Origin of the sequence: Shewanella morhuae, from assembly GCF_003028295.1 — a bacterium.
GTDB lineage: Bacteria > Pseudomonadota > Gammaproteobacteria > Enterobacterales > Shewanellaceae > Shewanella > Shewanella morhuae.
Window position 1 is genome coordinate 2893257 of record NZ_PYSG01000002.1, and the last position, 26220, is coordinate 2919476.

Below are 26220 nucleotides of genomic sequence, written 5' to 3' on the forward strand. Positions count from 1 at the left end.
AGCTTTAATACAGTTTGTTACTTATATTGTTTCAGATAATACAAACTGGTCGAGCATCTGTCTAAATATGTTCTACATTTAATTTATCATTTCAACATTTTAAAAAAACAATAGTTAAGGAACTTATTCTAACTATTGCTTATCGAAGTTGGTACTGATTACGTTTTCTCGTATTACACTTAATACGTGTTTTAGTCTGCATCCTAACGTGTTGTCGTAATGATTTTCTTTAGAACACTAAAATGGTTCAAGGAAGTCTCTAAGTATCAATGCTTTTATGAATATAAGAGCCCGAAGTAAGCTGCTCTTATTGGTTAGTATAAACTGGTTAAAATTTAGGTAAATAATATGCAAAATCCGCACATTCTGATCGTTGAAGACGAAGCCGTTACCCGTAATACGCTGAGAAGTATTTTCGAGGCAGAAGGGTATGTGGTAACAGAGGCCAATGATGGCGCAGAAATGCATAAGGCTATGCAAGAGAACAAAATTAACTTAGTTGTTATGGACATTAACTTACCAGGTAAAAACGGCCTATTGTTAGCGCGTGAACTACGCGAAATCAACAATATAGGTCTAATTTTCCTGACTGGTCGTGATAACGAAGTCGACAAAATCCTTGGACTTGAAATTGGCGCGGACGATTATATTACCAAGCCGTTCAATCCACGTGAATTGACGATTCGTGCTCGCAATCTTCTGACTCGCGTCAACAGCGCTGGCGCTGAAGTAGAAGAGAAGAGCTCAGTAGAATACTATCGCTTCAATGATTGGAGCTTAGAGATCAACAGCCGTTCGTTAGTCAGCCCACAGGGTGAATCTTACAAACTGCCACGTAGCGAATTCCGCGCTATGCTGCACTTTGTTGAGAACCCAGGCAAAATTCTGACCCGTGCTGATCTACTGATGAAAATGACTGGCCGTGAGCTTAAGCCACACGACCGTACCGTTGACGTGACGATTCGTCGTATCCGTAAGCATTTTGAAAGCTTGCCAGATACGCCAGAAATCATCGCGACTATTCACGGTGAAGGCTATCGTTTCTGCGGTAACTTAGAAGCTTAATCGCCTCTAAACGACAAGAAACAACTGTCGATTCGATAAGAATCGACTCATAAAAAAACCAGGTCCTAGGATCTGGTTTTTTTTATAGCTGTTTTTTAGTACAACTATTTCGTGCTTTTCAGCTGTCTATCGAGAAAGTCAGCCAGTGAACGATATAAATGATTACGCACTTTCTCGCCGCGCATCGAATGTTTAGATCCCGGATAATCGATCATCTGGAATAATTTTCCTTCATCCTGTAGCGCTTTATAAACTCGAGTGCTGTTTTCAAACAACACGTTATCATCAGCCATACCGTGATACATCAATAGACCCGCTTGATAGTTTTTCACGTAGGGGAACACGCTACTGGCTTCATATCCCTTTTCATTACTATTGGGATGAGCTAAATAACGCTCAGTATAATGGGTGTCATACAAGCGCCAGTCGGTCACTGGTGCGCCCGAAATCGCCGCTTTAAAGTAATCTGGCGCCTTAAATAAACTCATCAACGCCATATAACCACCATAACTGTGGCCGTAAATCGCCACATTGTCGGCATCAACAAAAGCTAGACTACGTAAATAGTCCACACCCACTTTTTGATCGTTCACTTCAGCTTCGCCTAAATGACGGTAAATCACTTGCTCAAACCGAGTACCTCTATGGGCGCTGCCACGGTTATCTAATTGAAACACCACATAACCTTGCTGCACTAAGTATTGCGTAAAGTAGTCCTGCTCGCTCCAACTGTTAGTGACTAATTGTGCGTGTGGCCCACCGTAAACCCGTACTACAACAGGGTATTTCTTACTCGCGTCAAAGGGAATCGGTTTAAATAAACGGGTTTGTAGCATTTGGCCATCTTCGGCTTTGAGCTCACCAAATTCAGGGATTTGCCACAGTCCTGCATAGTCATACAAAGGATGGCCTTGCTTAACGGCATTTTGCTCAACCCATGCTAGTTGTTGCCCTTTATCACCGTGTAAGCTAATTTGCGGAGGTTGGGATAAGCTATTGAAATAATCTAGATAGACACTTTGATTATCGGCAAAAACCGGATCATGCATCCCCGCTTGCGTGCTCACGCGCTCAACTTTTCCGCCCGCTAAAGGTACACGATAAAGCTGTTTCTCGATTGGCGTATCTTTACGCCCCGTGAAATACACCCAGCCTGCGGTTTCATCTATGTATTCGAGCTCATCAACTGCCCACTCGCCTTTAGTCAATTGCGTTTTGAGCTGACCTTTTAAATCAAACAAATACAAATGATTAAAGCCGCCGCGTTCCGACGCCCAAATAAAAGCTGCTTGCTGCTTTAAAAAGTGCAGATCATTATTGAGATTAACCCAAGCGTCACTGCGCTCTTTAACTAAGGTTTTCGGCTTAGTCAAAGCATCTAAAGCTACTAGCTGTAAATCTAATTTATGTTGGTCGCGGCTCTGCCACTGAAACGACAAATGCTTGCTATCGGGCAGCCAATTAACGCGCGGCAGATAAATGTCTTTGCTGTTATCTTCGCTATTCTGTTCGCGCAGGGTCACCCAATTAATGGCTTTATCCTTTAACGTGACCACAGCTAAGGTAATCTCGACGTTGGTTTTACCAGCATAGGGATAACGCTGCTCGGTGAGCTTAATGCCGTCGGCATAAATTTCGTTACGCGTCACTTGCTCGACGCCGGACTCATCGATACGGGTGAAAGCGATGGCCGATTCATCGGGCGCCCACCAGTAACCCGTCATGCGATCCATTTCTTCTTGAGCAACAAACTCAGCCATCGCATTTTTAATCGCCCCGCCGCCATCGGTTGTCATAGCTTGGAGTTTTTTCGTAGCCAGATCTAACACATACAGATTTTGATCGCGCACAAAAGAAACAAAGTTGCCCTTAGGTGACAGCCGTGCGTCAGTAGCAAAACCTTCACCAATCGGTAATTGAGTCACGCTGTTGTCAACGAGGGAAAAGTAATACAGATTGCCAGAAGCGGGAATTAATAATGCTTTACTATCATCGGCCCAAAAGTACTCCATAATGCCTTCGCCATAAATGCGTTGGCGCTCACGGCGCGCTTTTTCTTCATCGGATAATTCATTGATAGCAAGTTTATCGGCACTTAATAGCAAACTCGATTCACCGGTTTTGACCTCCATTTGCCATAAGTCGTAAAAATTTTGGTTATCTTTACGACCAGCAAGATAGGTGACGCGCTGACCGTCGGGTGACAATTTTAAGCCCCGAGGGCTACTGCCCGCTAATGCAGGCGATGCATTCATGCGCTCAATCGTCAGTGGTTGTTTACCGCCTTCTATAGCAAAAGCGGGCGTCAGAGTTGAAATCAAAGTGGTTGAAGCGATTGCAGTTGAAACCATAGCGACCTGAGTAGTTATTCGTAGAGGAGCGCTTAACTTAAACGCTTGCTTGAAGGACCAAGTTAATCCATTTTTAGTCATTATTATTCCTTGGATACATAATCGCCTAACAAGGTAGCGATTAAAAACAAGCCGACATTGTGCCAGAGGCCACCTCAAAATAGAAATAGCATATAACAGCACTGAAATTGTTGACTAACTGAGTTATCATTCGCGGCAAATAACGAAATTGACCTCATTGTTGAACCTCTAAAGGACATAACATGCAGACTCTGACCCAGCACCTGACCTCACAGGCAGTGAACGACTCCCTCTCTCAGTTAATTTTAACCTTAGCCGACACCTCAAAAGCCATTAGCCACGCCGTTCGTCATGGTGCACTTGCGGGCGTTTTAGGTGCAACTGAGCAAGAAAACGTCCAAGGTGAAACCCAGAAAAAACTGGATATCATCACTAACGACATGCTCAAAGATGCCTTAAAAGCTGACGGTACAGTACGTGGTTTAGCGTCGGAAGAAGAAGATCATGTGGTTGAAGTTAGCAAAGGTGGTCAATATTTAGTCTGTTTCGATCCGCTAGATGGTTCATCTAATATCGATATTAACTCGTTAGTCGGCACGATATTCTCTGTCCTGCCCGCCCCTGCTGGCGAACTAACTGAAACCAGTTTTTTACAATCTGGCCGCGCGCAATTAGCAGCTGGTTATGTACTTTATGGCCCATCGACCATGTTGGCATTAACCACAGGTCAGGGCGTGCAACTGTTTACATTGCACCCAGAAACCAATGAGTTTTTACTGACTGACGCCGCCATGAGCATTAGCCCTGATACCGCCGAGTTTGCCATTAACATGTCAAATCAACGTTTTTGGGAAGCGCCAATGCAAACCTATATTGCCGATTTACTGCTCGGCAAAATTGGCCCACGCGAAAAGTCATTCAACATGCGCTGGATTGCCGCCATGGTCGGCGACGTGCACCGCGTACTATCACGCGGTGGTATTTTCACTTATCCCACCGACAATAAAGACGCTAAAAAACCGTACAAACTGCGCTTAATGTACGAAGCCAATCCCATGGCCTTCTTAGTTGAACAAGCAGGCGGTAAAGCCTCAACGGGTTATGAAACCATTTTAGACATTATCCCAACACAAATTCACCAACGTGTAGCAGTTATCCTAGGCAGCAGCAACGAAGTCGACGCTTGCCTGAGCTATCATGGTTTGGACTACAGTGAAGAGCCAAACCTGGACTAAGCCGAATCGCTTAGCTTCCTGATTTTTTATGATATAAGCCACTGACCACAGTGGCTTTTTTGTTATCGCGTAATGCGACATTTTGAGTTGTGATTGCGTAATCAGGGATCTGTAAAGTTTTAGCGATGGGTTTCACATTTGGAATTTATACGGCCTAACGGCCGAGGTGAATCAAAGTCGTGGGTCTTCAACCCACACCCGACCAAGAGGGGGATCAAGTAATTCCCTCTTGGATCTCTCATGCCGAACAATGTCCATGTCTAACTGCCAGTTCGCCATCCGTGGCTCTCGTTCGTAACGCTGCTATGTAGCACTCACCCTAGCGAAGTTACATGCATTAGTTACTAGCCTTGGCCTTATGGATAAATAGCTATCGCTTCCGAAGGCAACGTCCCTGTACCTGCGAAAGCTAGCCGGTCATCCATGACCGGACTCACGCAATTTATTCCAACGCCCCGCGGCAACTTCGCAGGGGAAGGTGAACTTCTGTGGCTTCGGTGTGAACTTCTGTGGCTTCGGTGTTAACTTTTAATTCCTAGAGATATGTGCCAGTCCCATCTTTCTATCCATGTAAAGCACTCCAGTTCGGCAACCCTTGCCTCTCGCTCATAAGCACGAAGATCACCGATTTTCATTCGCCCCTGCACCTGCGAAAGCTAGCTCCGCATCTGATAGACAGGATGCCTGAATGTTGTGAGGTGCGGATGCACGTGAACGGCCATGCCGAGACTCACGCACTCTTTATTAAATCCCGAGCGCTATTCACTCTGCGGCAACTCCGAGGGAACGGATAATACTGAGTCAAATGTAAATTCAATTGATAATAGTTATCAAGTACGTTTAAATAATACGGATTTATTAGGGAGTGACTATGAAACTGGCCAGTAAAACACCGCTTTTGTCTGCCGATGTCGAGCAGCTGTTTATGCTAGGCTGGCGCTATAAACTTAATCAATGGCTGCTGTTTCACTGCTCTTTACTACTTGGCATCAGTTTATTACTGAGTTCGTGGATGTCATTCCCTTCATCTTGGCTCCTTAGCCTTGCTAGTTTGTTACCTCAGAGTCTTCTTGCATCTATGTTGCTGCCATATCACGTTAATCGCTACAGCTTAAGTGCACCTCTCTGTCTTTAGATGTTGCTATGGTTCCAAGAATTGTCAACGTTGAACTAAAGTTCATCATATAAAATAGAACGTTTAAGAATAATGTAAGTCATAAGAAAGGAGTTATGAAATGTCATCGTTTAAAGGCCAGCTGAGCCTTGTCGCTAGCGCCGTATTATTGAGCATTGCCCCCGCAGTTATCGCAGAAACTACCCCTTCAACCCAAAATACAACGGCTCCAGCAATGGAGCGTATGCAAGTTACGGCCAGCCGTACACCGACAAGTATTAGCGATCTCTCTAGCACTGTATGGGTGATTGATGAAGAAAGCATCAGCGAACAAATCAATAGTGGTAAAGAAATCAAAGATATGTTGGCACAGCTGGTGCCTTCCATGGATGTATCTAGCCAAGGTCGAACCAACTTTGGTCAAAACATGCGTGGTCGCGCCATGATAGTTCTTATTGATGGTATTTCAATGAACACCTCACGGGGTATTAGTCGCCAACTCGACAGCATCGATCCGTTTAATATCGCCCGTATTGAGGTATTAGCCGGAGCATCTGCACTTTATGGCGGTGGCGCATTAGGTGGTGTGATCAACATCATCACGAAAAAAGCTCATGCTGATACGACATTCATAGAAGCGCAGGCAGGTGTAAAGTCTGGCTTTAATAGCAGTGAAGATTTGGACTATCGTACAGCCCTTGCTGTTAGCGGAGGCAACGAGGTATTAAAAGGTCGGCTCAGCGCTGCTTGGCAAGATGTTGGGCAGTCGTTTGATGGCAATGGCGAGCCAGTAATGTTCGATATTTCGCAAACAGGGCTACAGTACACGCAAAGCTATGATCTTATGGGAAGCTTCGATTGGCAGGTTGATCAAGACAGCCAGATCAGCGGTTTACTGCAAGCCTATAACAACGAGTCTGATGGTCGACATGGCTTGTACCTTGGACAAAACTTTAGCGGTGTTACCAATGATGCAACGCTATTAGAAACGCGTTCAGGGCTTGAAGCAGACAGAGCCCCAGCAACCGACCGCATATTGGCAAATATTAACTATCAATCAGAAAATGTTTTAGGCCAAACACTTTACTTACAAGGGTTTTATCGTAAAGAAGCACTCGACTTTCATCCCTTCCCTTATGTTAGTCCCGATGTGGGTGTGTACAACTTTTCAGCCTCAGCACAAAATACCCAGCTTTATGGCGCAAAACTTGTATTGGAATCACAACCAACTGACACCATTAAGCTCACATGGGGCGTCGATTACGATCATGAGAGTTTCGATTCGGACCAAATGAGTTTTGATTTAGACGCCGCCAATCAGAGTGGTGGCTTAGTGATGCGTCAAGACTTCACCACCGGTAGATATGTTGATTTTGAAGTAGAATCTATCGCCGCCTTTTTACAGGCCAACATCAAATTGAGCGATACTTTTGTGCTCAACGGTGGTTATCGCTACCAAAACATGGACAATAGCGTCGATGATTTTATCGGCTACAACCAGCAAGTGGCTATCGCACAAGGCCAAGCAACAGGCGCCGACGCGATTAAAGGTGGCAGCACAGACTACAATATTGGCCTTTTCAATGTAGGCTTAGTTGCCAAACTTAGTCGCGACCAACAGATATGGATAAATTATTCACAAGGATTTGAATTACCTGATTTATCTAAGTTTTATGGTCGTGGAAAATACCAAGCAGATAGCTCCAGCTACCTGCATCTCACCGATAGCATTAACATCAATGACACACGCTTAGACGGCATAAAAACTGACTCCTATGAAATAGGCTGGCGTTATCAGGCAAATCGCTGGCAAGCCCAAGCCAGTGCCTATTACAGCATTTCAGATAAAGTGATTGAGGTTAACTCCGCCGACTTAACCATAGACGTCAAAAACAATGATAAGCGTAATATGGGAATTGAGGCCCAGTTTAACTTTGATATCAGCAGCGATTGGCAAATCGGTACGAATCTGCATTGGGTCAAAAGTGAAATCAAAGCTGAACACGACTGGATAGATGAAACCGTTGCTTATGCATCCCCTTCTAAAGCTACGGCTTTCTTGGGCTGGCGCGGTGATAAACAACATGTTCGCTTACAAGCACAGCATAGCTTTCATGCTAAATCCGACTACCGCTTTAAAGCCAATGACGGGTTAGACAGTGAATTAACAGCTTACACAACCGTTGACTTACTAGGCTCTATCACACTTCCAGTAGGTGAATTAAGTTACGGCATCGAAAACTTACTTGATAAAGACTACACCACACTTTGGGGCGAGCGGGCTCAATATTTCTATAGCCCTGCCTACGGCCCAGAAGCCATGTTTGACTACCACGGCCGTGGCCGTACTGTGAGTTTAAGCTATCTGGTGAGTTGGTGAGTTGAGATAATAATCTTCAACTTTGTCCCTAATTAGACTCCGAAATGCGACATTAAATAATCAAGCAACCAATTGGTCTGATACTGCCGCTGGTGGCTTAAATGTCACAAAAATAGGACAAGCAACAAAGATGGGCCAAGCACAACTCTTTTTGGATTAACAGCCAATACCGAGATCACAGAAGTTCCCCACCCCTGCGAAGTTGCCGCAGGGCATTTGTGTTCGTTGCGTGAGCGAGGCATGGTCGTTCTCGTGCATCCATGCACTTCACGACATTCAGGCATCCTGCCTATCAGATGCCGAGATAGTGTCAGTCGAATCAGGGCTAAGCGTCTGATGTGATAGCATAATAACACTCTAAATGGGGCGTCTGGGTGCATCCAAGAGCGAAGGCCAGCGGCCGTTTTGAGCGCGAGATAGGGATATCGAGCTGGCCGTTTAACATGGACGTTTTTGATAGGACGAGCAGCCCTTCTTGGTCGACTCTTGATTAAACGTCAGGGAGTGAAGCCCCGCGACTTTGACTTATCTCGCCCGTAAGGCCATACAAATCTGCCGCAGCACTGTGCGTGACTTCACCAATGAAGACGTGACAAACCCTTATTAAATTTCGGCTCACACGGTTGAAAAAATCCGCAGTAAAACATATGTGGTGCTTACTAGGCGTTGTACTATTTTGGCGAGAAATATCTCATTAATAGATATTAAGAATCAATGTAAAAACTAAGGTTAAACACTGGTTCAAGCATCAGCCTAACGCTCATATCAACACCATTAAACCTAGTAATATCAATACTTTTAACATCTTAAATAGATTAGCTTTTGCTATGCGTTATTAGGAGGGTTAAACGTTATATGGAAAAGTTTTTTGAAAAACTGATGTACGAGTCGCGCTGGATCATGGCGCCTATTTATCTGGGATTAAGCCTAATGCTACTCGTCTTAGGTTTGAAGTTTTTTCAGGAAATCTGGCATATTCTGCCCATCATTTTTGACATGCATGAAGTGGATTTAGTGCTCATCACACTGTCGCTAATTGATATCACTTTGGTGGGCGGGCTTATCGTGATGGTGATGTTTTCAGGCTATGAGAACTTCGTTTCGCAGCTGGATGTTGATGAGGGGTGCGAAAAGCTGAGCTGGCTTGGCAAGCTAGATGCTGACTCCCTAAAAAATAAGGTCGCCGCTTCTATTGTGGCTATTTCATCCATTCATTTGCTTAAGGTGTTCATGAATGCTGAAAACATCTCTAACGATAAAATTATGTGGTACTTACTGATCCATATTACGTTTGTGTTATCAGCCTTTGCCATGGGGTATCTGGACAAAATAACTCGCACCAGTAAGCAAATAGCCACTAACACAGCAGTAAATAGCACAGCAGTAAATAACACCGGCAGTAAATAACACGAGTCGAGTTGTTTTAGTCTTAATGCTTTTACAAAATGTAAAGTCACCAACAAAGAAAGCCACTGATTCCAGTGGCTTTTTTTGTTGATATAACCGCTATTTTAGCTTTTAGCCAATTCAACTTGATGCACCTTTTCGGTTTGATGCACTTTCTCAGTTTGATCCACTATGGTCAATACCGCAGCGTCCCCCACCACATTACAAGAGGTGAGCACCATGTCGATAATGCGATCTAAGGCCGCCACAATCGCAAATGCTTCTATCGGTAAACCTATTTGATGAATTAACACGCCAAGCATCACCATGCCGCCACCGGGTACGCCGCCCGCCCCCACCGACAATAGGAAAATACTGAAGAGCAACGAAGGCAATTGCTCTGTGGTAATCGGCATATCAAAGGCGTTGGCGACAAAGAAAATCGCAATTGTGATATAAATGGCCACACCACCCATATTCATGGTCGCCCCAAGCGGCACACCAAAACCTGCTACCGCACGATTTACGCCTAATTTGTCAGTTAATGTGCGCATAGTCACCGGAATCGTCGCGTTTGAGCTTGCAGTCGAAAGTGAAAAAAGCACCAGCTCTTGGGTTTTATCGCGAAAGTTTTTAGCAGAGATAGGGGTAAATATGCCCACCGCTATAGGGTAAACAATAAATATCCACAGCAGTAACAGCGCGAGGATCAGCGCCATATATTCAATCACGCTCACCAACATGCCCGCATCTAAGGTCGCGCCAAGTTTAAGCATCAGCGCAAAAACACCGTAAGGGGCGAGGCACATTACTACTGAAATCAGCTTCATCATAATTTTGTTAGCGGTTTGAAAGCCTTGTATCGCGCCAGCAACATGCTCACCGAGTGACTTAATCACGCCACCAAGCATGAGCGCCATAAAGATCACTTGCAGCATATTGCCCGACATAAAGGCCGCCACTGGATTACGCGGGACGATATCAATCACCAATGCCATTAAGTTTGGTAGCTCAGTTGCGGTAATCGCCACGCCCTCAGTGCTGCCCATATCCACATCCTTTCCGGGTTCAAGTAATAACACCAGCAATAACGCAGTCGCGATAGCGACCACAGTATTAATAATATAAAAACCAAAGGTTTTACCGCCTAAGCGGCCAAAACTTTTAAGGTCTTGTAGCTCGCACACGCCACAAACAATACTCACAAACACTAATGGCACCACCAGCATCATGATCATATTAACGAACATAGTGCCAACGCCGTCGGCAAGCTCGACTAAATTATTCGAGAATAGGCCGATATCGTTTAAAAAATACTGCACTATAGTGCCGAAAATAAGGCCCGCAAACAGACCAATAAAGATCCGCGTCGAAAGTGATTTCATCATGTTTGTGGTTTCCGCAAAGATGTTATATCTAGTGATTCATTGTCCATAATGAGCGCAATGGCCAATCCATTTTTGGCCTAGGCGGGGGATAGTGAAACATGCTGCAGGTTAATTCAATGAGTTTATTTCATTTTTTAATGTTCAATAAAACTGCAAATATCACGTTAATTTTTCATACCACTGATAATTAAGGATAATTAAAATACAAAAATAATACGCCAGCCATTAGCACACTTATTTAAGATATTTTTAACAACAAAGCATTGTCAAAAACAGATCAAATTAAACATCTAAACAACTAAAAGATAATCAACCTAAGATTTAATGACTGATTTATCGACTATAAAAGCATTAAACGCTATTAAAACGATGAATAAGTAGAGGGATGAAATAAATATGGGCTAAATATATGGCACTAACACTAATTCAAGCTCGCGAGCCAGCAGGTGTTGCTGTTTGATGCTGAGCCGATGTTGACTGATCCAACAAGCAAATTTTTGCCAATTATGTAAATCAGCATGCTGTAAATACTTAGCCTGTTTAGCTTGCTTGTCGAAATCACTGCTCGAATTAATTTGTGCTATCGCCAATAACTGCGCTGGTGCGCTTAGCGCAAGTTGCGGCACAACACAATGCGTCACGCCCGTTAACGTGTGCGCAATTTGCAGCCCTGCAGGATCAAAGTCAGTAAAAGCGATAATAGGGGTTTTGCCTGCCATTACCTGCAAGAAATGTTGCACCCCAATCGGTGAATGATGACCGCTACCACGGTAAACAACCATGAGGTTGGTTAAATCTGCAGGTAAACGTGCTTGCTGAATAACATCAAACACATCTAAGTTTTCAACCACTAAAATGGCCGAGACCTTAAGTGTACGACAATAATCTTGTGCTTCATCGATAGGCACCCGCAGCGAGGTTAAGGCGGATATAGCAAGTGGCGGTGATGTAAAACCCAGAAATTTGAGCAACAGGTATTCAGCTTCGGGGCGAATATTAGCGAGTTTTTCATCGTGACTTTTGGCGGACATCGCCATGCGGTCAACATTGAAATCTAATTCCCGTAAATCAAGCCCCATTAGCGCTAAAACGCCTTGCCTTAACAGTTCAAAATCACGCGGCGCGAAGCACAAATGCTTTTCAGACTCGTCTAACTCGCCCACTTCTAACTCGCGGTAAATCGCGCGCCAGTTAGCCGTAAGTTTAACCTTGGGAGCGCGCTTAATAAAAGCGCTCTCCAATAACTGCAACTGTTGCTGGCCTAGGCGAGCCATAATTCAACATCACGAATGATAAAGTTACCGCTATAAATCGGATGCGGTTCACCCAATGGCTCAAGCTCAAAATAGGCTTTGTGCTCATCGGGCAAGCCTTCATACCCCCCAATCACTTGGTAAATCCAGCTTTCAGCATTCCAAGGCAGCGCTTTATCTGCCAAATACTCCAGCGCAGATTGACGCAGGCCAGACTCAATCACATCGACAAAATACTCATCTACCGCTTGTTTGAGCGGATTATCCGGCACATCAAAATCTTCACTTTGAGTAAGTGACACGGGCGCATCGCGCTCACGCACCGCAGCGACCACAGGATGACGGCTAATGGCTTTAATGTGCGCCACTATACCCATTAGCTCTAGCTCTTGGCTGGCGTTGTGTACGTCTACCGCAGCTGGAGCGAGCAAAGCTTCAGCACGATTAAAAAGACTCGGAATCTCCTTGTGCGACACATGGTCTGCAGGACGATAATCTGGATGCAAATCGGTATAGAGTAACCAGCCTTTTAGCAAACGAGTACGGCCACGAATTTGCCTGAAACGGCCTAAAAGCTCCAGTAATCGCCCTTGCACTACGCTGAGTTCTTGGGCGCAGTCGCTCATGGTTTCCTGCAAGGTGGTCACTATCAGCTTACGTAGCTCACGGATATCACCCGCGATTTCGCCCAACTCACTAAACTGGAACATCTCTAAGCCATTAAGTAATTCAGACACTTGGCTTTGGGCGAGTTCGTTTTCACGGATTTTTGCGTTGATAGTGCCAACATAACCGAACTCGTTATTAATGCGACCCCACAATACCCGAATCGAATAACGCAGGCTGTCGGCAAAGCTGTAAACATGCTCACTCAAATCAGACAAATAGGCCTCGGCGGCGCTGTAGTCTGAGCTATGGCGCGCCTCTTTATAGTGGTCAGCCAAGGTTTTAATGGTGGCTAAGGCCGAGCCGACATTAGAGTCGATTTGGCGATTACGCTCATCACTCAAGCCTTCTTCGAGCAAGGCGCGCACAGAACGCTTAAGGCGCAGCTCTTGATCTGGCTCTGGGCGCCACAAAATGCCCGCCTGTTTGAGTTTTTCAACCACGCTCGGGTCGTGCGCATCCTCATTTAAGGAACCCGCCAAATAGGTGTCCATAATGATGTCAGCATGGCGACCTAACTGCTTGAGTAGCTTTACACCTGCTTGATGTAAGTTACTGCTCATCATGGCCTCCTTGGTCACAGCTTTTACCTAGGTTTAACAGTGCCAACATTATATTAGATCCCGCTGGGTTGCCGTTTCTGCCTGCGCTTCTAGGCTTAAACCTTCGGTTTCATCAATAAAGCGAATCACTTCATACAGATAATCAAGCTTACCCGTGGCGATATAGATTTGCTTCTCGACGTTCGGTCGCACTAAATAACCCAGTTCGACCAAGCGTTTAAAGACTAATTTGATTTGCGCATCGCTATTGGAGCTTGTCGAGCCAAATAGACGATATTGGCTCAGTTTGGCTAACTGTTCGCGAAACGCCGGCGTATCTTCGATACGGCTTTGCAACTCAGTTAAGCGCACGGGTGCACCTTCGTTTAGCGGCGCATCTTGACCACTGGCCTCTTGCACTAATACTAACCATTCCACCAGCGGGATAAGTGACTGACAAATATCTTTAAACTGCGATGAAATAACTTTGCGTTCACTATCGCCCAATTGCAGATAGCCACAAAAAAACACATCACCTTCGGCGGCAGACGCCACGGTACGATTGATCTGGTTTAAATAGGCTTCGACCCGTTCACGGGTGCTGTTATTTTTAAGGGCGCGCCAGCCTTCTTCATTAGTAGTGCGGCAGATAAATTCGCCCTTGAGTAACAATTCAATTAACGCGCCGGTGCCGACTAATACGGTTTGGGTTGACTGATCCATGAGTGCGCTCATTAGATGGCCTCCTTCGACAGACGCTTATTCAACATATCCGCAATCGGATTGGCTTTGGGCTTCACCACCTGCAACTTCTTAGTTTGTTTGTTGATAATATAACGGTTGGCGAACAAGTTCAGCACCTCAGACTCAGGGTTCGGGAAGGCGCCCAGCACACAAATATTGTTGTTTTCGCAGGCATCGAAAATCTTCTTCACGTTGGTATGGTGCAAGGTGCCAAGCTCATCAATCGGCCAGTGAATGGTCACATCGGCGCGTCCACGTAATAAGCGAGTGAAAGCCAATAAGAACTTACACAAAATCAGATACGCCATACCGTGGCTTGAGGATTCGTTAAGTTGTCTGTCGGTGCGGATGATTAAGTCGCTGTTACCTTCTTTAAGGCGCAGCTCAATTTCCAATAACTTAGAGATACCGCCCGTTAGCGCAGCGCGGCCGATAATGTCTAAGGCGCGGCGCATACTGTTGGTGTAATCCTCATCGGGCAAACCATTAAAACCATCGGCTTTCCAATGTTTAAAGGCTTTGACGAACTGTTCAAGCTCGGGCCAAAACTCTAACTCACTAATGCGTGAGCGAATACGCACCGCCGATTCAGACACGCCATCGAGGAATAACTCTTCGCCGACTTCACGGGTAATACGCGCACTTTGTGATGCAATGCGGCGGTCAATATCGGCTAATACATCATAAAACGCCGTTAAGTCGACGCCGAAAATTCGGCCTTGCTCACGTAGCGCAGTAATCGATTGCGGCACGATCACGTTCAGCAATTGCTCAAGCTGTGGTACTAACTTACGGTAATCCAGCAAACGAATACCTTTGTCGTTAATAAAGCTCGATTCTTCGCGGGCACGCTCCCAAGTTTCAGCTAAACCAGAACCCGATTTACTGGCGATAACGGAGTCAAAATGCTCCACATATTGCTTAACCGACCCCATCAGATAATCGCGCTTTAGCAGTAAATCCTCACCTTGGCGCAAACGCTCACCTAGGCTGCCTTGGGCTTCTTCGTTATTGTTGGGTAGCTTAAGCTCGGCGAGTTTTCGCATCACTGCACGTAACTTGGTTAAGTTTTCAGAAGCTTCAACCTGCGCCATATCCGAGGCTTTACGTTCGGTTTCTAGCTGTTGGCGGCGGGTTTTAACCTCTTGAGTTTTCGCCTTAAGCTGTTGATCGATTTCCGATACTGCGCGTTTCACATCACTCAGCTGAGTTTGCAATTTAGGTTTGCGCATCAGCCAAGTGTGTTGATACCAATCGTCAAAGCGCAGTACGTCGCTACGACGCTGCTCTGCGCTGCTAATTTTGGCCTCTAATTCGCGAATTTGTTGCTTGAGCTTGAGGATATCGCCCTCATCCACTCCACGGGATTTAAGCTCGTTTTTGTACCAAGTTTCACAGGCTTTTAGTTCAGCTTTAGCACTTTCACGGCGCCCTTCTATGGTCGCTTTAATTTGGCCGAGTTGATTATCGAGTGCGCCGATGACTTCCTGCCAATAGGCATTTTTCTCCATGCGCGCTTCAAGCGCTTGCTCTTTTTGCTCTTCAAGCCAAAGTTCGTGTTGATGCTTAAGCTGTTTTAGCTCGCCATCGAGTTGGATAAGCCTTTGTCCTGCATGGGCTTTACGCTCACTTAATGCTTTATTGATTTTTTCTTGTTCACTGCGCTTTTCATCAAATAGGCGGCGCAGATCGTCACGGCTATTTTTGTAGGCAGTGCGGGCAAAGGTAAGCTCACGGCTTAAATTATCCAGCTCGCCATTGATCGCTACTAATTGCGATTCAGCTTCGATTTGCAATTCTTGGGCGCTAGTGTGGGCTTCTTCAGCTTTGCTTAACCGGATACGCAGTTCTTGCTCAGACGCCGCATACTCAGGCACATCGATGGCTTTGAGATCTAAATGTACCCCAAAGAAAGCCTCGCTCGATTCAATCACTAAACTTGGATGTAAATCAGTACGATGCAGTAATTCAGGCGCAATCACTTTACCTAAACTTTGCTCCCAACCTTGGGCTTCTTTACGCAAAAATTCGAGTAAAGTGTGGGATTGCGGAAACAGCATGTGATGCAGTTCATCGAGCGCTGTTTGGCGCTCATTCACCCTTAAGGTGGCAATACGCAGGGCTTCGTTAGCTTGGTCGCGCTTAGCTCTGAGCTTGCGCTCGTCGCTGCTTAAACGCTCGACCTTAGCATTACAGCTTTCTTGCTCTTCGTCGGCGCGATGAATACGCTCATCAAAAATTGCTAGGCTTAACTTTTCTTCTTCGGTATAGGTCACACCATCGACACGTAATTTAAGCTCGGCGGCATTGAGCTTGAATTGGAATTCTTGCTCGCTAAAGCTGGCCTTGCCCGCATCCATTTGGCTGCGCCATTGCGCCTCTAAAGCATCAATATCGGTGCGCGCGACTTCACGCTGTTTATCACGGGCTTCACGCTGCTTGTCTTGGTCGCTATGCAAACCTTCTAGCTCGCGGTTTAACTGCTCGCCAATTTTACCGCGACGGGCATTGTAGGCCGCCTCAATATCTTGGTGCTTTTCGGTTTGCAGCTTATGGCGCTCACTTAGGTTTTCAACATCAGTGCGCCAGTTTGGCAGCATCTCTAAGTCAGCCTTAGCTTGCTCTATATTGGCATCTAAAAAGGCACTGTGCTGATCTTCAATCGCATCGAGTTCATATTCACACTTGGCCACATCACCCTTAGCGGCAGATAAATCGAGGTTGAGCTCATCGCGCTGCTCTTTCCATTCATCGTCTAACAAGCGCAGTTTTAAATTCAGTTCTTTAGATAAGGTTTGTTGAATATCTTGGCGATCGGCTTCTAAGGTTTCGTCATTACGATAACCGCGCGACAGACTAGATAAACGCAGCTCGGCGCTAAGCAGTTGATTAAATTCTTGCTCGAGCTTTTCAAACTCAGGGCGAATCACTTCAAAGCCCTGGATAAGTTGGCTTTCACGGATCCACGCTTCGACACGCTGCGGATTTAAGCGCGAGCTGGGCGGATTAACGCCATCTTCTTCTAAAATAGCGGCGATCATCGATTTGACCGTCTCCATCTTGCCCTCTTTGGAGTGCACCGCTTTAGCGAGTTTTTCGATGTGGCGCAGGGAATGTTCGCCTTCACACAGGGCAAATTGGCGCGCATAGCCGCGCAGTTCGCTGCGGTTGCTGCCCGTACTTAATAACGTGCGATCGTTTTGGATAATGGCGCGATATTCACGGGTGTTGAGCAAATTAGTGGTGGCGATGTTGGCACGTTTTAAGTCTCGGCCTAGTTCCGCCATGGTATGGCATAAAATAGTGTCGCCGTTTTGCGATTTAATATAATCGCTTAGCTCAAAACCTTTAGCGATAAAACGGTAGTTAACGCCCTTACCATCACCCGCCGAGGCCAGCACGGCTTGGTACAGTAAACCATCGGCCTTTTGATATTCATAAATGATGTAGCTTGAATCGTGTGGCAAGTACCAACGCTCGAAACTGTCGCGGGTCGAAGGCACCACGCGGCTTGGGTATTCGCCATAAAAAACCGGCACTAAGCGTTGCAGCGTAGTTTTACCCGAGGCGTTAGTCCCACAAATGTTGGTATGGCCATTGAGGGCGAGTTCCACAACGCCCGGAAGGTGCGTATCAATTAGCACAATACGAATCAAGCTTGCCATTTTATTCCTTATCCAAACGGGATAAGTCTTATCTATACGTAAAAATAAGACTATCCAACAGGGCCACTATGCTTGGCCTTAAAAATCGTGCCCCTAAAATAAGGCAATCGCGGTGTATTGGCAATTCAGCGGCGCACCGCTAATGCCTTGGCTCACATATATACCCAAGCTATCTGAACAGTATTTTAAGGTAGCTTGGGTATAACGATGCCAATGATACGATAACTTAGCAAAAATACGCGGCTAACAAAGCGGCAATTAGCGCAGTAAAAGGTAAATTTTAACGAATTTATTCCAGCGGTAACCGCTCAGCGATACGACCGTAGATCAACATCATTTCTGCCAACGATGCCACTTGCATGCCTTTCATCAAATTAGCACGGTGAATTTCAACCGTGCGCATGGCAATGCAGAGGTTATCGGCAATTTCTTGGTTTTTAAGCCCTTGGGCTATCAACTTGAGTATCTCCCGCTCCCTTGGCGTGAGCGCTTGATAAGTTTCGAGATATTGATTGTCTTGATAATGCGTTTTGGCATGCTCGAGTGCTTTAACTACCGCTTCGGCTAATTTAGCGCCATCGGCCGGTTTTTGGAAAAAATCTACCGCGCCTAATTTAAGGGCTTCAACCGCCATTGGCACATCGCCATGGCCAGTAAGATAAATGACCGCTAAGGGACTATTTTTAGCGATAAGTTCAGCGTGCAGCTGGGAACCACTCAAGCCCGGCATGCGCACATCGACTAACGCGCAGCCTGGCTGCGTTAAGTCTACTGCGGAAAAAAAAGCTTCGGCGCTATCAAAATCTATAATATTAAGGCCGTAACTTTCGAGCATAAAACGCAATGAACGGCGCACAGAATCATCGTCATCAATTAAATACACGGGTAATTCAAGGCTCATCACAACACTCCATCGGCTTTACGGGGTAAAGATACTTGTACTTGGCAACCGCCATTAACGGCGCTATCTAACTTAAAATGGCCACTATGGCTGTCAACAATATCGCGGCAAATGACCAGTCCTAAACCTAATCCCTCTAATTTAGTCGAGTAAAATGCCTGCATTAACTGACTGGCCTCTGAGCTTAACCCTACGCCATTGTCAGTAATGCTAAGCAATATTTGGCTCTGTTGGTAATCAAGCTCAATATCGATTGTGGGTGTATAGCGTTGCTGGTGAGTCGCACTATCTTGGCCAGTGCCTTGAGCTTCACTGTGCATTAACTCCCGTTGTTGCACGCAGGCATCGACAGCATTTTTTAATAAATTAAGTAATAACTGCTGCATGCCAACTTCATCAAGGGGCTGTAAATAGGGCGTACCCGTGATATGGATGCCAATGTTGATCTGGTGTCGTTCAAACTCGTAGGCCAATAGTGGCGTAATGTCTTGGATAAGTTCATGTAAAAAGCACGGCACTTTAGAGATAGGTCGCTTCTTCATTAAATTACGTAAGCGGCTGATAATACTGTCGGCTCGCGTGACTTCCTGCTGAATAAGCGTCAACACCGATTGCAGTTCCTCTGGCGTGCTGCCCCGCTGTAACCGTACTTCGGCGCCGTGACAATAATGGCCAATTGCCGCCAAAGGTTGATTGAGCTCATGGGAGAGGCTGGCACCTAGCTCGCCAACAATCGCAATTCGTTGGGCGTGCTCCAATAACATGCGGTTTTCACTGAGTTGACGCTGGGTATTAAGTAGCTCTCGACCCCGACGACTAAAACGGTATTCCAACCAAAAATGATACACATTGAGCAGCACCAAAATACCCAGTACAAACCAAGCCCATTGTTGATGAGACTTTACCCACAGCCATGCATTGTGCCACCAAGGTGTTTGTAAAGGGTGCATGTCGAGATCTTTAAGCAACTGATCGATCGCCAATTGGCTTACCGCTGTCGTCCAACCAGCTGAATCGGCGGCCTTAGCGGCTAAATGATCTTCAGGGAGTGCCAATAACGCCTGCGTGACACTTTTGGCTAAAGATTGCGAGGCACGATTGGTTTTCGCCATAGACCAGTTTGGATACAAACGGGTCGAGACTTGGCAATGAAACCCCGCGGGGCCTGATTATCCAGCACCCGATAATCCGCTATGTCTATTAGGCCTTCGCGCTGCATTTGCTCAAGCTGACACACTGGCACCACAACGGCATCTAACGTATCTAAAGTATCTAAAGTATCTAACGCAGCAGCTTGTGACACTTCATGATGAGTATTCAGATCAAGATCAGAATCAAGAGTCGAATCGGGATTAGCGCTAATACTGGGGCTAATATCAGGGCTAGTATCAGGGCTAATATCAGTAGTTGCTTGTTCAACATTGGGGGCAATATTAGGCGATGCATGGGCAGTAAAGCGGCGGCCACCGAGCTGATAGAGTAAGTTATCTAACGGAAAGCCTAATGGCACGATATCGCCCACAAAACGCGGTAAATCAATGCCTTTTAATTGAGCTTCATACACTAAGGTTAAGTAACCGCCAAAGGCACTGGTCGACACAATACCCAACCTGCGCCCCTTTAAGTCACTTAACGTGTGATAGGCAGAATCGGCCCGTACAACCAGTGCTGAGCCCACTTGCATCGCCGCGCCATGATTAAGCGGACTGCGCAGCGTTGCCAGCCAAGACAGAGAATATTGCCGCGCCAATAATACCGATTGTCCAGGGTTGGTGATGACAAAATCCAGCTCTTGGGTTTCAACGCCCTTAGCCAATTCATCTAAGGATAACGGGTGTAACCTAAAGTAACTGTTAGGAATTTGTGTTTCAAGCCAACGCATTAGGGGTTGCCAACGCGTAATTGTCGCCTTATAGCCCCGTATCGCCAACACGCCCACATCTACCACTGCATAAGATTCATTATTAGACTGAACGATAAGCTCATTATTAGGCTGTTCGCTAGGCTCGGCGACTACAGAACCCTTTGCGACAAGTGGCGTTGGGGTGGCAGATACCGACGGTTCAGTGTGATCTTGTGGTTTTGCCACCGCATCGCCAGTAAATAAGACACTCTGCAAGGCTAAAACCGCTATCGAGCAAAACGCATAAAACCCGTATTGGGCAAGTAGATCCCACCTTGGGAGACGATGCATTATATGGTTTTTTATGGCCGATAATGGGCTGCAATACAATCTAAAATACACTCCATCACATCCTTTAAAATACGGTTTGAGTTCACACTTAATGGCCATTCTAACGGATTTTTATTGCGCTAGATCAAGTCCACAATTGATATGTGGAATACCACTATAGTTATAGTCCCTTCCCTTTAACAGAATGTTCTACATACCTCGCCATAAACCTATAAATCTGAGGTCTATGAGCCAGTTTTTAGCGATCTGCAAGAGTGAAGGAAATCGGTATGGATAAGAGTAAACGTCAGTTTCTCGGCAAAATGGCCAGTGTGAGCGTAGGCGCCGCATTGATCCCCGTAGTGCAAGTATATGCGCAAGATAATCCACAAAGCGGTAACGCTGGTAGCAGTAGTCAAACCTATAATGCGAGCGAAGGCCAAGTCGGCAAACGTTACGGCATGGTGATTGATTTACGTCGCTGCGTGGGCTGCCAAGCCTGTACGGTAGCTTGTACTATTGAAAACCAACCACCGCTAGGACAATTTCGCACCACAGTACAACAGTACGAAGTGTCACTGCAAGATGAGGCGTCCAGCCCAGCATTCTTAATGCTACCAAGATTGTGTAACCACTGTGAAAATCCACCCTGTATTCCTGTATGTCCAACGGGCGCCACCTTCCAGCGTAAAGACGGTATCGTTGTTGTAAATAATGAATGGTGCGTGGGTTGTGGCTACTGTGTGCATGCCTGTCCCTACGATGCGCGCTTTATCAACCACGATACTAACACCGCCGATAAATGTACTTTCTGTGCCCATAGATTAGATGTGGGATTACTGCCCGCCTGTGTTGAAACCTGTGTTGGCGAAGCACGAGTGATTGGCGATCTTAACGATCCTAACAGCCAGATTAGCCAGTTACTCGCAGCCAATAGCAGCGACATTAAAGTGTTAAAACCTGATGCAAACACAGCACCTCGGGTTTTTTATATTGGAATGAGCAGTGCCTTTGAAGATCGCATTAGCGGCCAAGCCCCCGTGCGCACTTTACTCACTGACACTGGCGAGGAGATCCACCATGGTCATTAAAGAAATCTTTACCCCAGATATCGCCATTACTTGGCTGCCTTGGGCAGTGCAATACTTTTTTATGATGGGTTTAGCCTATGCCAGCGTATGGGTTGCCACCATCCATTTATTCAGCAGAGGCAAACGTGATGACAGATTACTGAAACTCTGCGCCAGCTTAATGCTAACCGCGGGTATTGTGGCGCCGATTGCATTACTCGCTGACTTACATCAACCGCTGCGCGCGTGGCACTTTTATGCCCAAGTGCGTCCTGATTCTTGGATGTGGTTCGGCGCATTTTTACTGCCGGTATTTTCAGGCACCAGTGCTGTATTTGCCTGGTTATTACTGCGTCAATACCTCCCCAACCGTTCAAATCAGCCTAATCAAGACTGGGTACAACGTATCGCGAGCTTGCTCCGATTTGGCGACTGGGAAAGTGAAAAGCTGATTAAAATCATCGCCATATTAACCACCTTAAGTGCTTGTAGCATCGCGCTTTACACCGGCATGGAAACCATGGCTATCAAAGCTCGTCCATTGTGGCACACCTACTGGCTGCCACCGTTAATGGCCACCAGCGCCTTATTGGCAGCCTGTGGCACCTTAGCGGTATTAAATCGTCTATTGCACGGTTATCAGCAGGCGACTCAAGACAGCCTATTACTGTGGATCCGCGCAAGCTTCGGCCTATTTGCACTGTGCCTTATCGGTTGGGCTTTATTTGATAACGGCTCAGCGCCAGAAGCCGCGCTTTTACTAGAAACCAGCCCAAGCTGGCAACTAGCGGCAATTTGGGTACTGATTACACTAGCGCTACTCGCGTTGATGCTGGCACTGCGCCATCTCCCTAATAGCGTGATGTTGATTGTGAGCTTAACCAGTATTCATCTGGCATGGGGCTTTCGCTGGATAGTGCTAATTCAAGCGCAAACCGACCCTAAATATGGCGCAGGTACTTACCTTTACCAATTGCCTTGGGGACCTGAAGGACTATTAGGCATAGCCGGAACCTTCGGCCTGTGGTTAGCATTAATCGCGCTCGTATCTGAATTAATTCGCCACACACCCAAGGCAACGCTTTCACGTTGAGCAGCCCATTGAACCTACAGAATTAACGTAGACAGAATTGAGGAGTCCACTATGGACAAAAGTAAACGTCGTTTTATCAAAGGGGCTGCTGTAACGGGTGGCGTAGGGCTCTTTGCCGCAGGTTATAGCCATACTTTAACGCAAATGGGCAAAGGCGTTGTTAATGGTACTTCGGGTAAACCGACCCATGATCCCCTGCATGGCAATTCGTTAACACCTGAATACAAAGTCGATTTAAAAACCGGTCAACTTATCAGTAATGATGAGCAGCGTGTCGTCAATACTATGTGTTTAGGCTGCTGGACGAAATGCGGTGTACGGGCACGTATCGATCAAAAAACCGATAAAATTATCCGTATTAGCGGTAACCCTTACCACCCATTATCGGCTAGAGAACATATCGATTTTGACACGCCAATAAAAGCCGCATTTGTTGGTCTAAGCGCGTTTCAAGAGCAAGGTTTACAGGGCCGTTCAACAGCCTGTGCCCGTGGTAATGCCATGTTGGAGCAATTGGATAGCCCACATCGTGTTACCCAATGCCTTAAACGAGTGGGTAAGCGTGGCAGTGGTCAATGGCAAAGTATTAGCTTTGAGCAATTGTTAAATGAAACCGTTGAAGGCGGTGACTTATTTGGTGAAGGCCATGTTGAAGGGCTGCGCGCAATCCGCGATGTTAGTACGCCATTGGATGCCAATAACCCAGAATACGGCCCTAAAGCCAACCAGCTATTAGTATCAAATGCCTCTGATGAAGGTCGCGATGCACTGATCAAGCGCTTTACCTTTAATAGCTTTGGTACGCGTAACTTTGCGAACCACGGCGCCTATTGCGGCTTTACTTACCGTGCGGGTGCGGGTGCATTACTCGATGATTTAAAAAAATATGCTCACTTAAAACCAGACTGGGATAACAGCGAGTTTTTACTGTTTATCGGCACCTCACCCCAGCAATCGGGTAACCCATTTAAGCGCCAAGCCAGACAGTTAGCCAATGCTCGGGTCAATAACACCAACTTCAGTTATGTAGTGGTGTCACCCATGTTGCCCAACACATCTAATCAACCCTGTGCAGGCAACAATACTTGGCTACCTATTAGGCCAGCAACCGACTCAGCATTAGCGATGGGCATGTTACGTTGGATAATTGAGCAGCAACGCTATGCGGTCAATTTCCTCACCGCGCCGAATGTCGAAGCGGCTAAAGCGGCCGGATATCGCGGTTTTAGTAATGCGAGTTATCTTATCGTCAGCGACCCAACGCTACCAAGATTTGGTCAGTATTTATATGCCAGCGATCTGGGCTTACCCTTTGAGGGCAAAGCCTATGGTGAACAAGATTCGCCTTTAGTTATCGACGAGGCAAGCGGAGCAGTCACACTGGCAAGCATGAGCCAAAAAGCCAAGCTCGCGGTTATTCACAGCGCTGAAACGCCCAAAGGCATAATTGCCGTTAAATCTAGCTTCCAGCTATTAAGCGACGCCGCCCTTAGCTTTAGCATGGCGGAATATGCCAAGGAATGTGATATCAGCGAAGCGAAAATTATCGACCTTGCCGATAAATTTACCAGCCACGGCACTAAAGCCGCGGTGATTTCACATGGCGGCACCATGAGCGCCAATGGTTTTTACAGTGCATGGGCGATCATGATGCTTAATGCCATGATAGGTAACATAAACTTAAAAGGCGGCGCGTTAGCCTCTGGCGGTTCTTTCCCTGCCTTTGGTAAAGGACCACGATACAATCTGCAAGAGTTTGACGGCATGCTCGAACCTAAGGGAGTATTTTTATCACGCTCTAAATTCCCCTATGAGAAAACCTCAGAATACCGCCGTAAGGTCGAAGCTGGCGAGTCGCCCTATCCCTCTAAGGAACCTTGGTATCCTATTTCATCGCCATTATTGGGCGAGCATTTAACTGCGGCAGTACACGGTTATCCTTATACGCTCAAAGCATGGATTAACCACATGGGTAACCCTGTTTATGGCCAAGCAGGTTTAGGTGAAGCCATAGGCGAGCAATTAAAAGATCCTAAAGTGTTGCCGCTGTTTATCAGTATCGACAGTTTCATTAACGAAACCTCGGCGCTGTCAGATTACATTGTACCCGACACCTTAACCTATGAGTCGTGGGGCTGGACCTCAGCATGGCAAGGCACTATGACCAAAGTGGTTACTGGCCGCTGGCCAATTGTCGAGCCTCGCGTCGCTAAAACGGCCACAGGTGATGTGGTGTGTATGGAATCTTTCCTCAGCCAAGTGGCAATCAAATTAGCCCTACCCGGCTTTGGAGAAGATGCCATAACCGCCGCCGATGGCAGTTTGCATCCGTTAACTCGCGCTGCCGACTATTCACTTTATGGCGCAGCGAACGTGGCTTATTTAGGCACAGCGGTCGCCGATATCAATGCCGAAGATATGTATCTTAGCGGCGTTAGCCGGATTCAAGCGGAGCTAAGCACTAGGTTAAAACCTGAAGAGGTCAAAAAAGTCAGCTATTTATTTGCCCGTGGTGGTCGCTTTGAAAATATGCGTAATGCCCGAGATGAAGTGGGTAATCCTAGCAAAGTGTGGCCTAAACCTATGATGCTGTGGAACCCAGAGGTGGGCAGTCGTCGCAATAGTTTAACAGGGGAGTTTATGAGTGGTTGCCCACGCTTATACCAACCCGCCTTGGCCGATGGTACGCCACTCGACAAAGCGTTTGATAAATCACAATGGCCATTACTTATCAGCAGCTATAAGTCCCACACTATGAGTTCGATGAGTATTGGTTCAGACCGCTTGCGCCAAGTTCACCCCAATAACCCAGTGCGGCTTAATGAGAAAACCGCAGCACGTTTTGGGATTAGCACCGGTGATACCGTTAAAATCAGCACGCCTAATGGCAGCGTGATTGCCCTAGTGGAATGTGTTGCTGGCGTGCAAGCTGACTGTATCGCTATCGAGCATGGCTATGGTCATAAAGAACTCGGCGCGCGTGACACTGTAATTGACGATATTAGCATCTCTGCCAATCCGTTGATCCGTGTGGGGATTAATATGAACGACTTAAACTTGTTTGATCCAAGCCGTAATGGGCGTTATCCGCTAGTGGATTGGGCGAGCGGCGCATCGGCCAGACAAGGCCTGCCGGCTAAGATTGAAAAAATAGCCTAATCTCGGCGCATGTG

The 26220-nt window shown here is 46.4% G+C and carries 15 protein-coding genes and 1 pseudogene; 8 read left to right on the forward strand and 8 right to left on the reverse strand.

Translation table 11 applies throughout. The features are described from left to right. The first annotated feature begins 348 nt into the window (after positions 1-348). Complete coding sequence (gene arcA / locus C9I43_RS13140) at positions 349-1065, forward strand: two-component system response regulator ArcA (RefSeq protein ID WP_076497949.1); 717 nt, start codon at positions 349-351, stop codon at positions 1063-1065. 104 nt (positions 1066-1169) lie between these two features. Here arcA and C9I43_RS13145 read toward each other — a convergent pair whose 3' ends face one another. Further along, the gene (locus C9I43_RS13145; protein ID WP_107883726.1) at positions 1170-3497 is read right to left on the reverse strand and encodes a S9 family peptidase; all 2328 of its coding nucleotides are present in this window, start codon (positions 3495-3497) and stop codon (positions 1170-1172) included. Between the two features lie 182 nt (positions 3498-3679). Here C9I43_RS13145 and C9I43_RS13150 point away from each other — a divergent pair, with 182 nt between their 5' ends. The 4 genes from C9I43_RS13150 (at position 3680) to C9I43_RS13170 (ending at position 9573) form a co-directional block, all read left to right on the forward strand. Further along, positions 3680-4672 (forward strand): class 1 fructose-bisphosphatase, encoded by a 993-nt coding sequence (locus C9I43_RS13150; RefSeq protein WP_076497953.1) that lies wholly within the window; start codon positions 3680-3682, stop codon positions 4670-4672. 871 nt (positions 4673-5543) lie between these two features. Then, positions 5544-5807: a hypothetical protein gene (locus C9I43_RS13155; protein WP_107883727.1), complete on the forward strand. Its 264-nt coding sequence runs from the start codon at positions 5544-5546 to the stop codon at positions 5805-5807. A gap of 100 nt (positions 5808-5907) precedes the next feature. After that, entirely contained in the window at positions 5908-8166 is a 2259-nt protein-coding gene (locus tag C9I43_RS13160) for a TonB-dependent receptor (protein WP_107883728.1), read from the forward strand. 855 nt (positions 8167-9021) lie between these two features. After that, positions 9022-9573, forward strand: coding sequence for a TIGR00645 family protein (locus C9I43_RS13170; RefSeq protein WP_107883729.1), 552 nt, complete (start codon positions 9022-9024; stop codon positions 9571-9573). 104 nt (positions 9574-9677) lie between these two features. On the opposite strand, the gene C9I43_RS13175 is transcribed toward C9I43_RS13170, so the two are convergent. The 7 genes and pseudogenes from C9I43_RS13175 to C9I43_RS19240 all read right to left on the reverse strand — a co-directional run bounded on the left by C9I43_RS13175 (position 9678) and on the right by C9I43_RS19240 (position 20689). After that, entirely contained in the window at positions 9678-10940 is a 1263-nt protein-coding gene (locus C9I43_RS13175; protein WP_107883730.1) for a dicarboxylate/amino acid:cation symporter, read from the reverse strand. A 401-nt stretch (positions 10941-11341) separates the two neighbouring features. Beyond that, positions 11342-12214: a DUF7281 domain-containing protein gene (locus C9I43_RS13180; protein ID WP_107883731.1), complete on the reverse strand. Its 873-nt coding sequence runs from the start codon at positions 12212-12214 to the stop codon at positions 11342-11344. Beyond that, complete coding sequence (locus C9I43_RS13185) at positions 12202-13422, reverse strand: phosphoenolpyruvate carboxylase (RefSeq protein WP_107883732.1); 1221 nt, start codon at positions 13420-13422, stop codon at positions 12202-12204. The genes C9I43_RS13180 and C9I43_RS13185 overlap by 13 nt, the downstream gene beginning before the upstream one ends. A gap of 48 nt (positions 13423-13470) precedes the next feature. Next, the gene (locus C9I43_RS13190) at positions 13471-14124 is read right to left on the reverse strand and encodes a hypothetical protein (RefSeq protein WP_076498052.1); all 654 of its coding nucleotides are present in this window, start codon (positions 14122-14124) and stop codon (positions 13471-13473) included. An 11-nt stretch (positions 14125-14135) separates the two neighbouring features. Continuing rightward, a complete protein-coding gene (locus tag C9I43_RS13195; protein WP_107883734.1) occupies positions 14136-17810 on the reverse strand; it encodes an ATP-binding protein in 3675 nt (1224 codons plus the stop codon). Positions 17811-18099: 289 nt separating this feature from the next. Then, positions 18100-18711 carry a response regulator transcription factor gene (locus C9I43_RS13200; RefSeq protein ID WP_076497969.1) on the reverse strand — a complete coding sequence of 204 codons (612 nt, stop codon included), beginning with the start codon at positions 18709-18711 and terminating at the stop codon, positions 18100-18102. After that, positions 18711-20689: pseudogene (locus tag C9I43_RS19240) on the reverse strand (sensor histidine kinase). Before C9I43_RS19240 ends, C9I43_RS13200 begins: the two are co-directional and overlap by 1 nt. Positions 20690-21174: 485 nt before the next feature. On the opposite strand from C9I43_RS19240, the gene dsrO reads away from it, so the two are divergent. From dsrO to C9I43_RS13225, 3 genes are read left to right on the forward strand one after another with little or no spacing between them, the layout of a single operon-like run. Then, positions 21175-21975, forward strand: coding sequence for a sulfate reduction electron transfer complex DsrMKJOP subunit DsrO (gene dsrO / locus C9I43_RS13215; protein ID WP_107883735.1), 801 nt, complete (start codon positions 21175-21177; stop codon positions 21973-21975). Beyond that, positions 21965-23047, forward strand: coding sequence for an NrfD/PsrC family molybdoenzyme membrane anchor subunit (gene nrfD, locus C9I43_RS13220; RefSeq protein WP_107883736.1), 1083 nt, complete (start codon positions 21965-21967; stop codon positions 23045-23047). Before dsrO ends, nrfD begins: the two co-directional genes overlap by 11 nt. A 51-nt stretch (positions 23048-23098) precedes the next feature. Further along, a complete protein-coding gene (locus C9I43_RS13225) occupies positions 23099-26206 on the forward strand; it encodes a tetrathionate reductase subunit A (protein WP_107883737.1) in 3108 nt (1035 codons plus the stop codon). Positions 26207-26220 lie beyond the last annotated feature (14 nt).

What these genes read in the sequence shown, in the direction of transcription:
- C9I43_RS13175 (WP_107883730.1), bottom strand. Translation starts at nt 10,940, where the DNA reads ATGATGAAATCACTTTCGACGCGGATCTTTATTGGTCTGTTTGCGGGC.
- dsrO (WP_107883735.1), top strand. Translation starts at nt 21,175, where the DNA reads ATGGATAAGAGTAAACGTCAGTTTCTCGGCAAAATGGCCAGTGTGAGC.
- C9I43_RS13155 (WP_107883727.1), top strand. Translation starts at nt 5,544, where the DNA reads ATGAAACTGGCCAGTAAAACACCGCTTTTGTCTGCCGATGTCGAGCAG.
- C9I43_RS13225 (WP_107883737.1), top strand. Translation starts at nt 23,099, where the DNA reads ATGGACAAAAGTAAACGTCGTTTTATCAAAGGGGCTGCTGTAACGGGT.
- C9I43_RS13170 (WP_107883729.1), top strand. Translation starts at nt 9,022, where the DNA reads ATGGAAAAGTTTTTTGAAAAACTGATGTACGAGTCGCGCTGGATCATG.
- C9I43_RS13185 (WP_107883732.1), bottom strand. Translation starts at nt 13,422, where the DNA reads ATGAGCAGTAACTTACATCAAGCAGGTGTAAAGCTACTCAAGCAGTTA.
- C9I43_RS13160 (WP_107883728.1), top strand. Translation starts at nt 5,908, where the DNA reads ATGTCATCGTTTAAAGGCCAGCTGAGCCTTGTCGCTAGCGCCGTATTA.
- C9I43_RS13150 (WP_076497953.1), top strand. Translation starts at nt 3,680, where the DNA reads ATGCAGACTCTGACCCAGCACCTGACCTCACAGGCAGTGAACGACTCC.
- C9I43_RS13190 (WP_076498052.1), bottom strand. Translation starts at nt 14,124, where the DNA reads ATGGATCAGTCAACCCAAACCGTATTAGTCGGCACCGGCGCGTTAATT.
- C9I43_RS13195 (WP_107883734.1), bottom strand. Translation starts at nt 17,810, where the DNA reads ATGGCAAGCTTGATTCGTATTGTGCTAATTGATACGCACCTTCCGGGC.
- nrfD (WP_107883736.1), top strand. Translation starts at nt 21,965, where the DNA reads ATGGTCATTAAAGAAATCTTTACCCCAGATATCGCCATTACTTGGCTG.
- C9I43_RS13180 (WP_107883731.1), bottom strand. Translation starts at nt 12,214, where the DNA reads ATGGCTCGCCTAGGCCAGCAACAGTTGCAGTTATTGGAGAGCGCTTTT.
- arcA (WP_076497949.1), top strand. Translation starts at nt 349, where the DNA reads ATGCAAAATCCGCACATTCTGATCGTTGAAGACGAAGCCGTTACCCGT.
- C9I43_RS13200 (WP_076497969.1), bottom strand. Translation starts at nt 18,711, where the DNA reads ATGAGCCTTGAATTACCCGTGTATTTAATTGATGACGATGATTCTGTG.
- C9I43_RS13145 (WP_107883726.1), bottom strand. Translation starts at nt 3,497, where the DNA reads ATGACTAAAAATGGATTAACTTGGTCCTTCAAGCAAGCGTTTAAGTTA.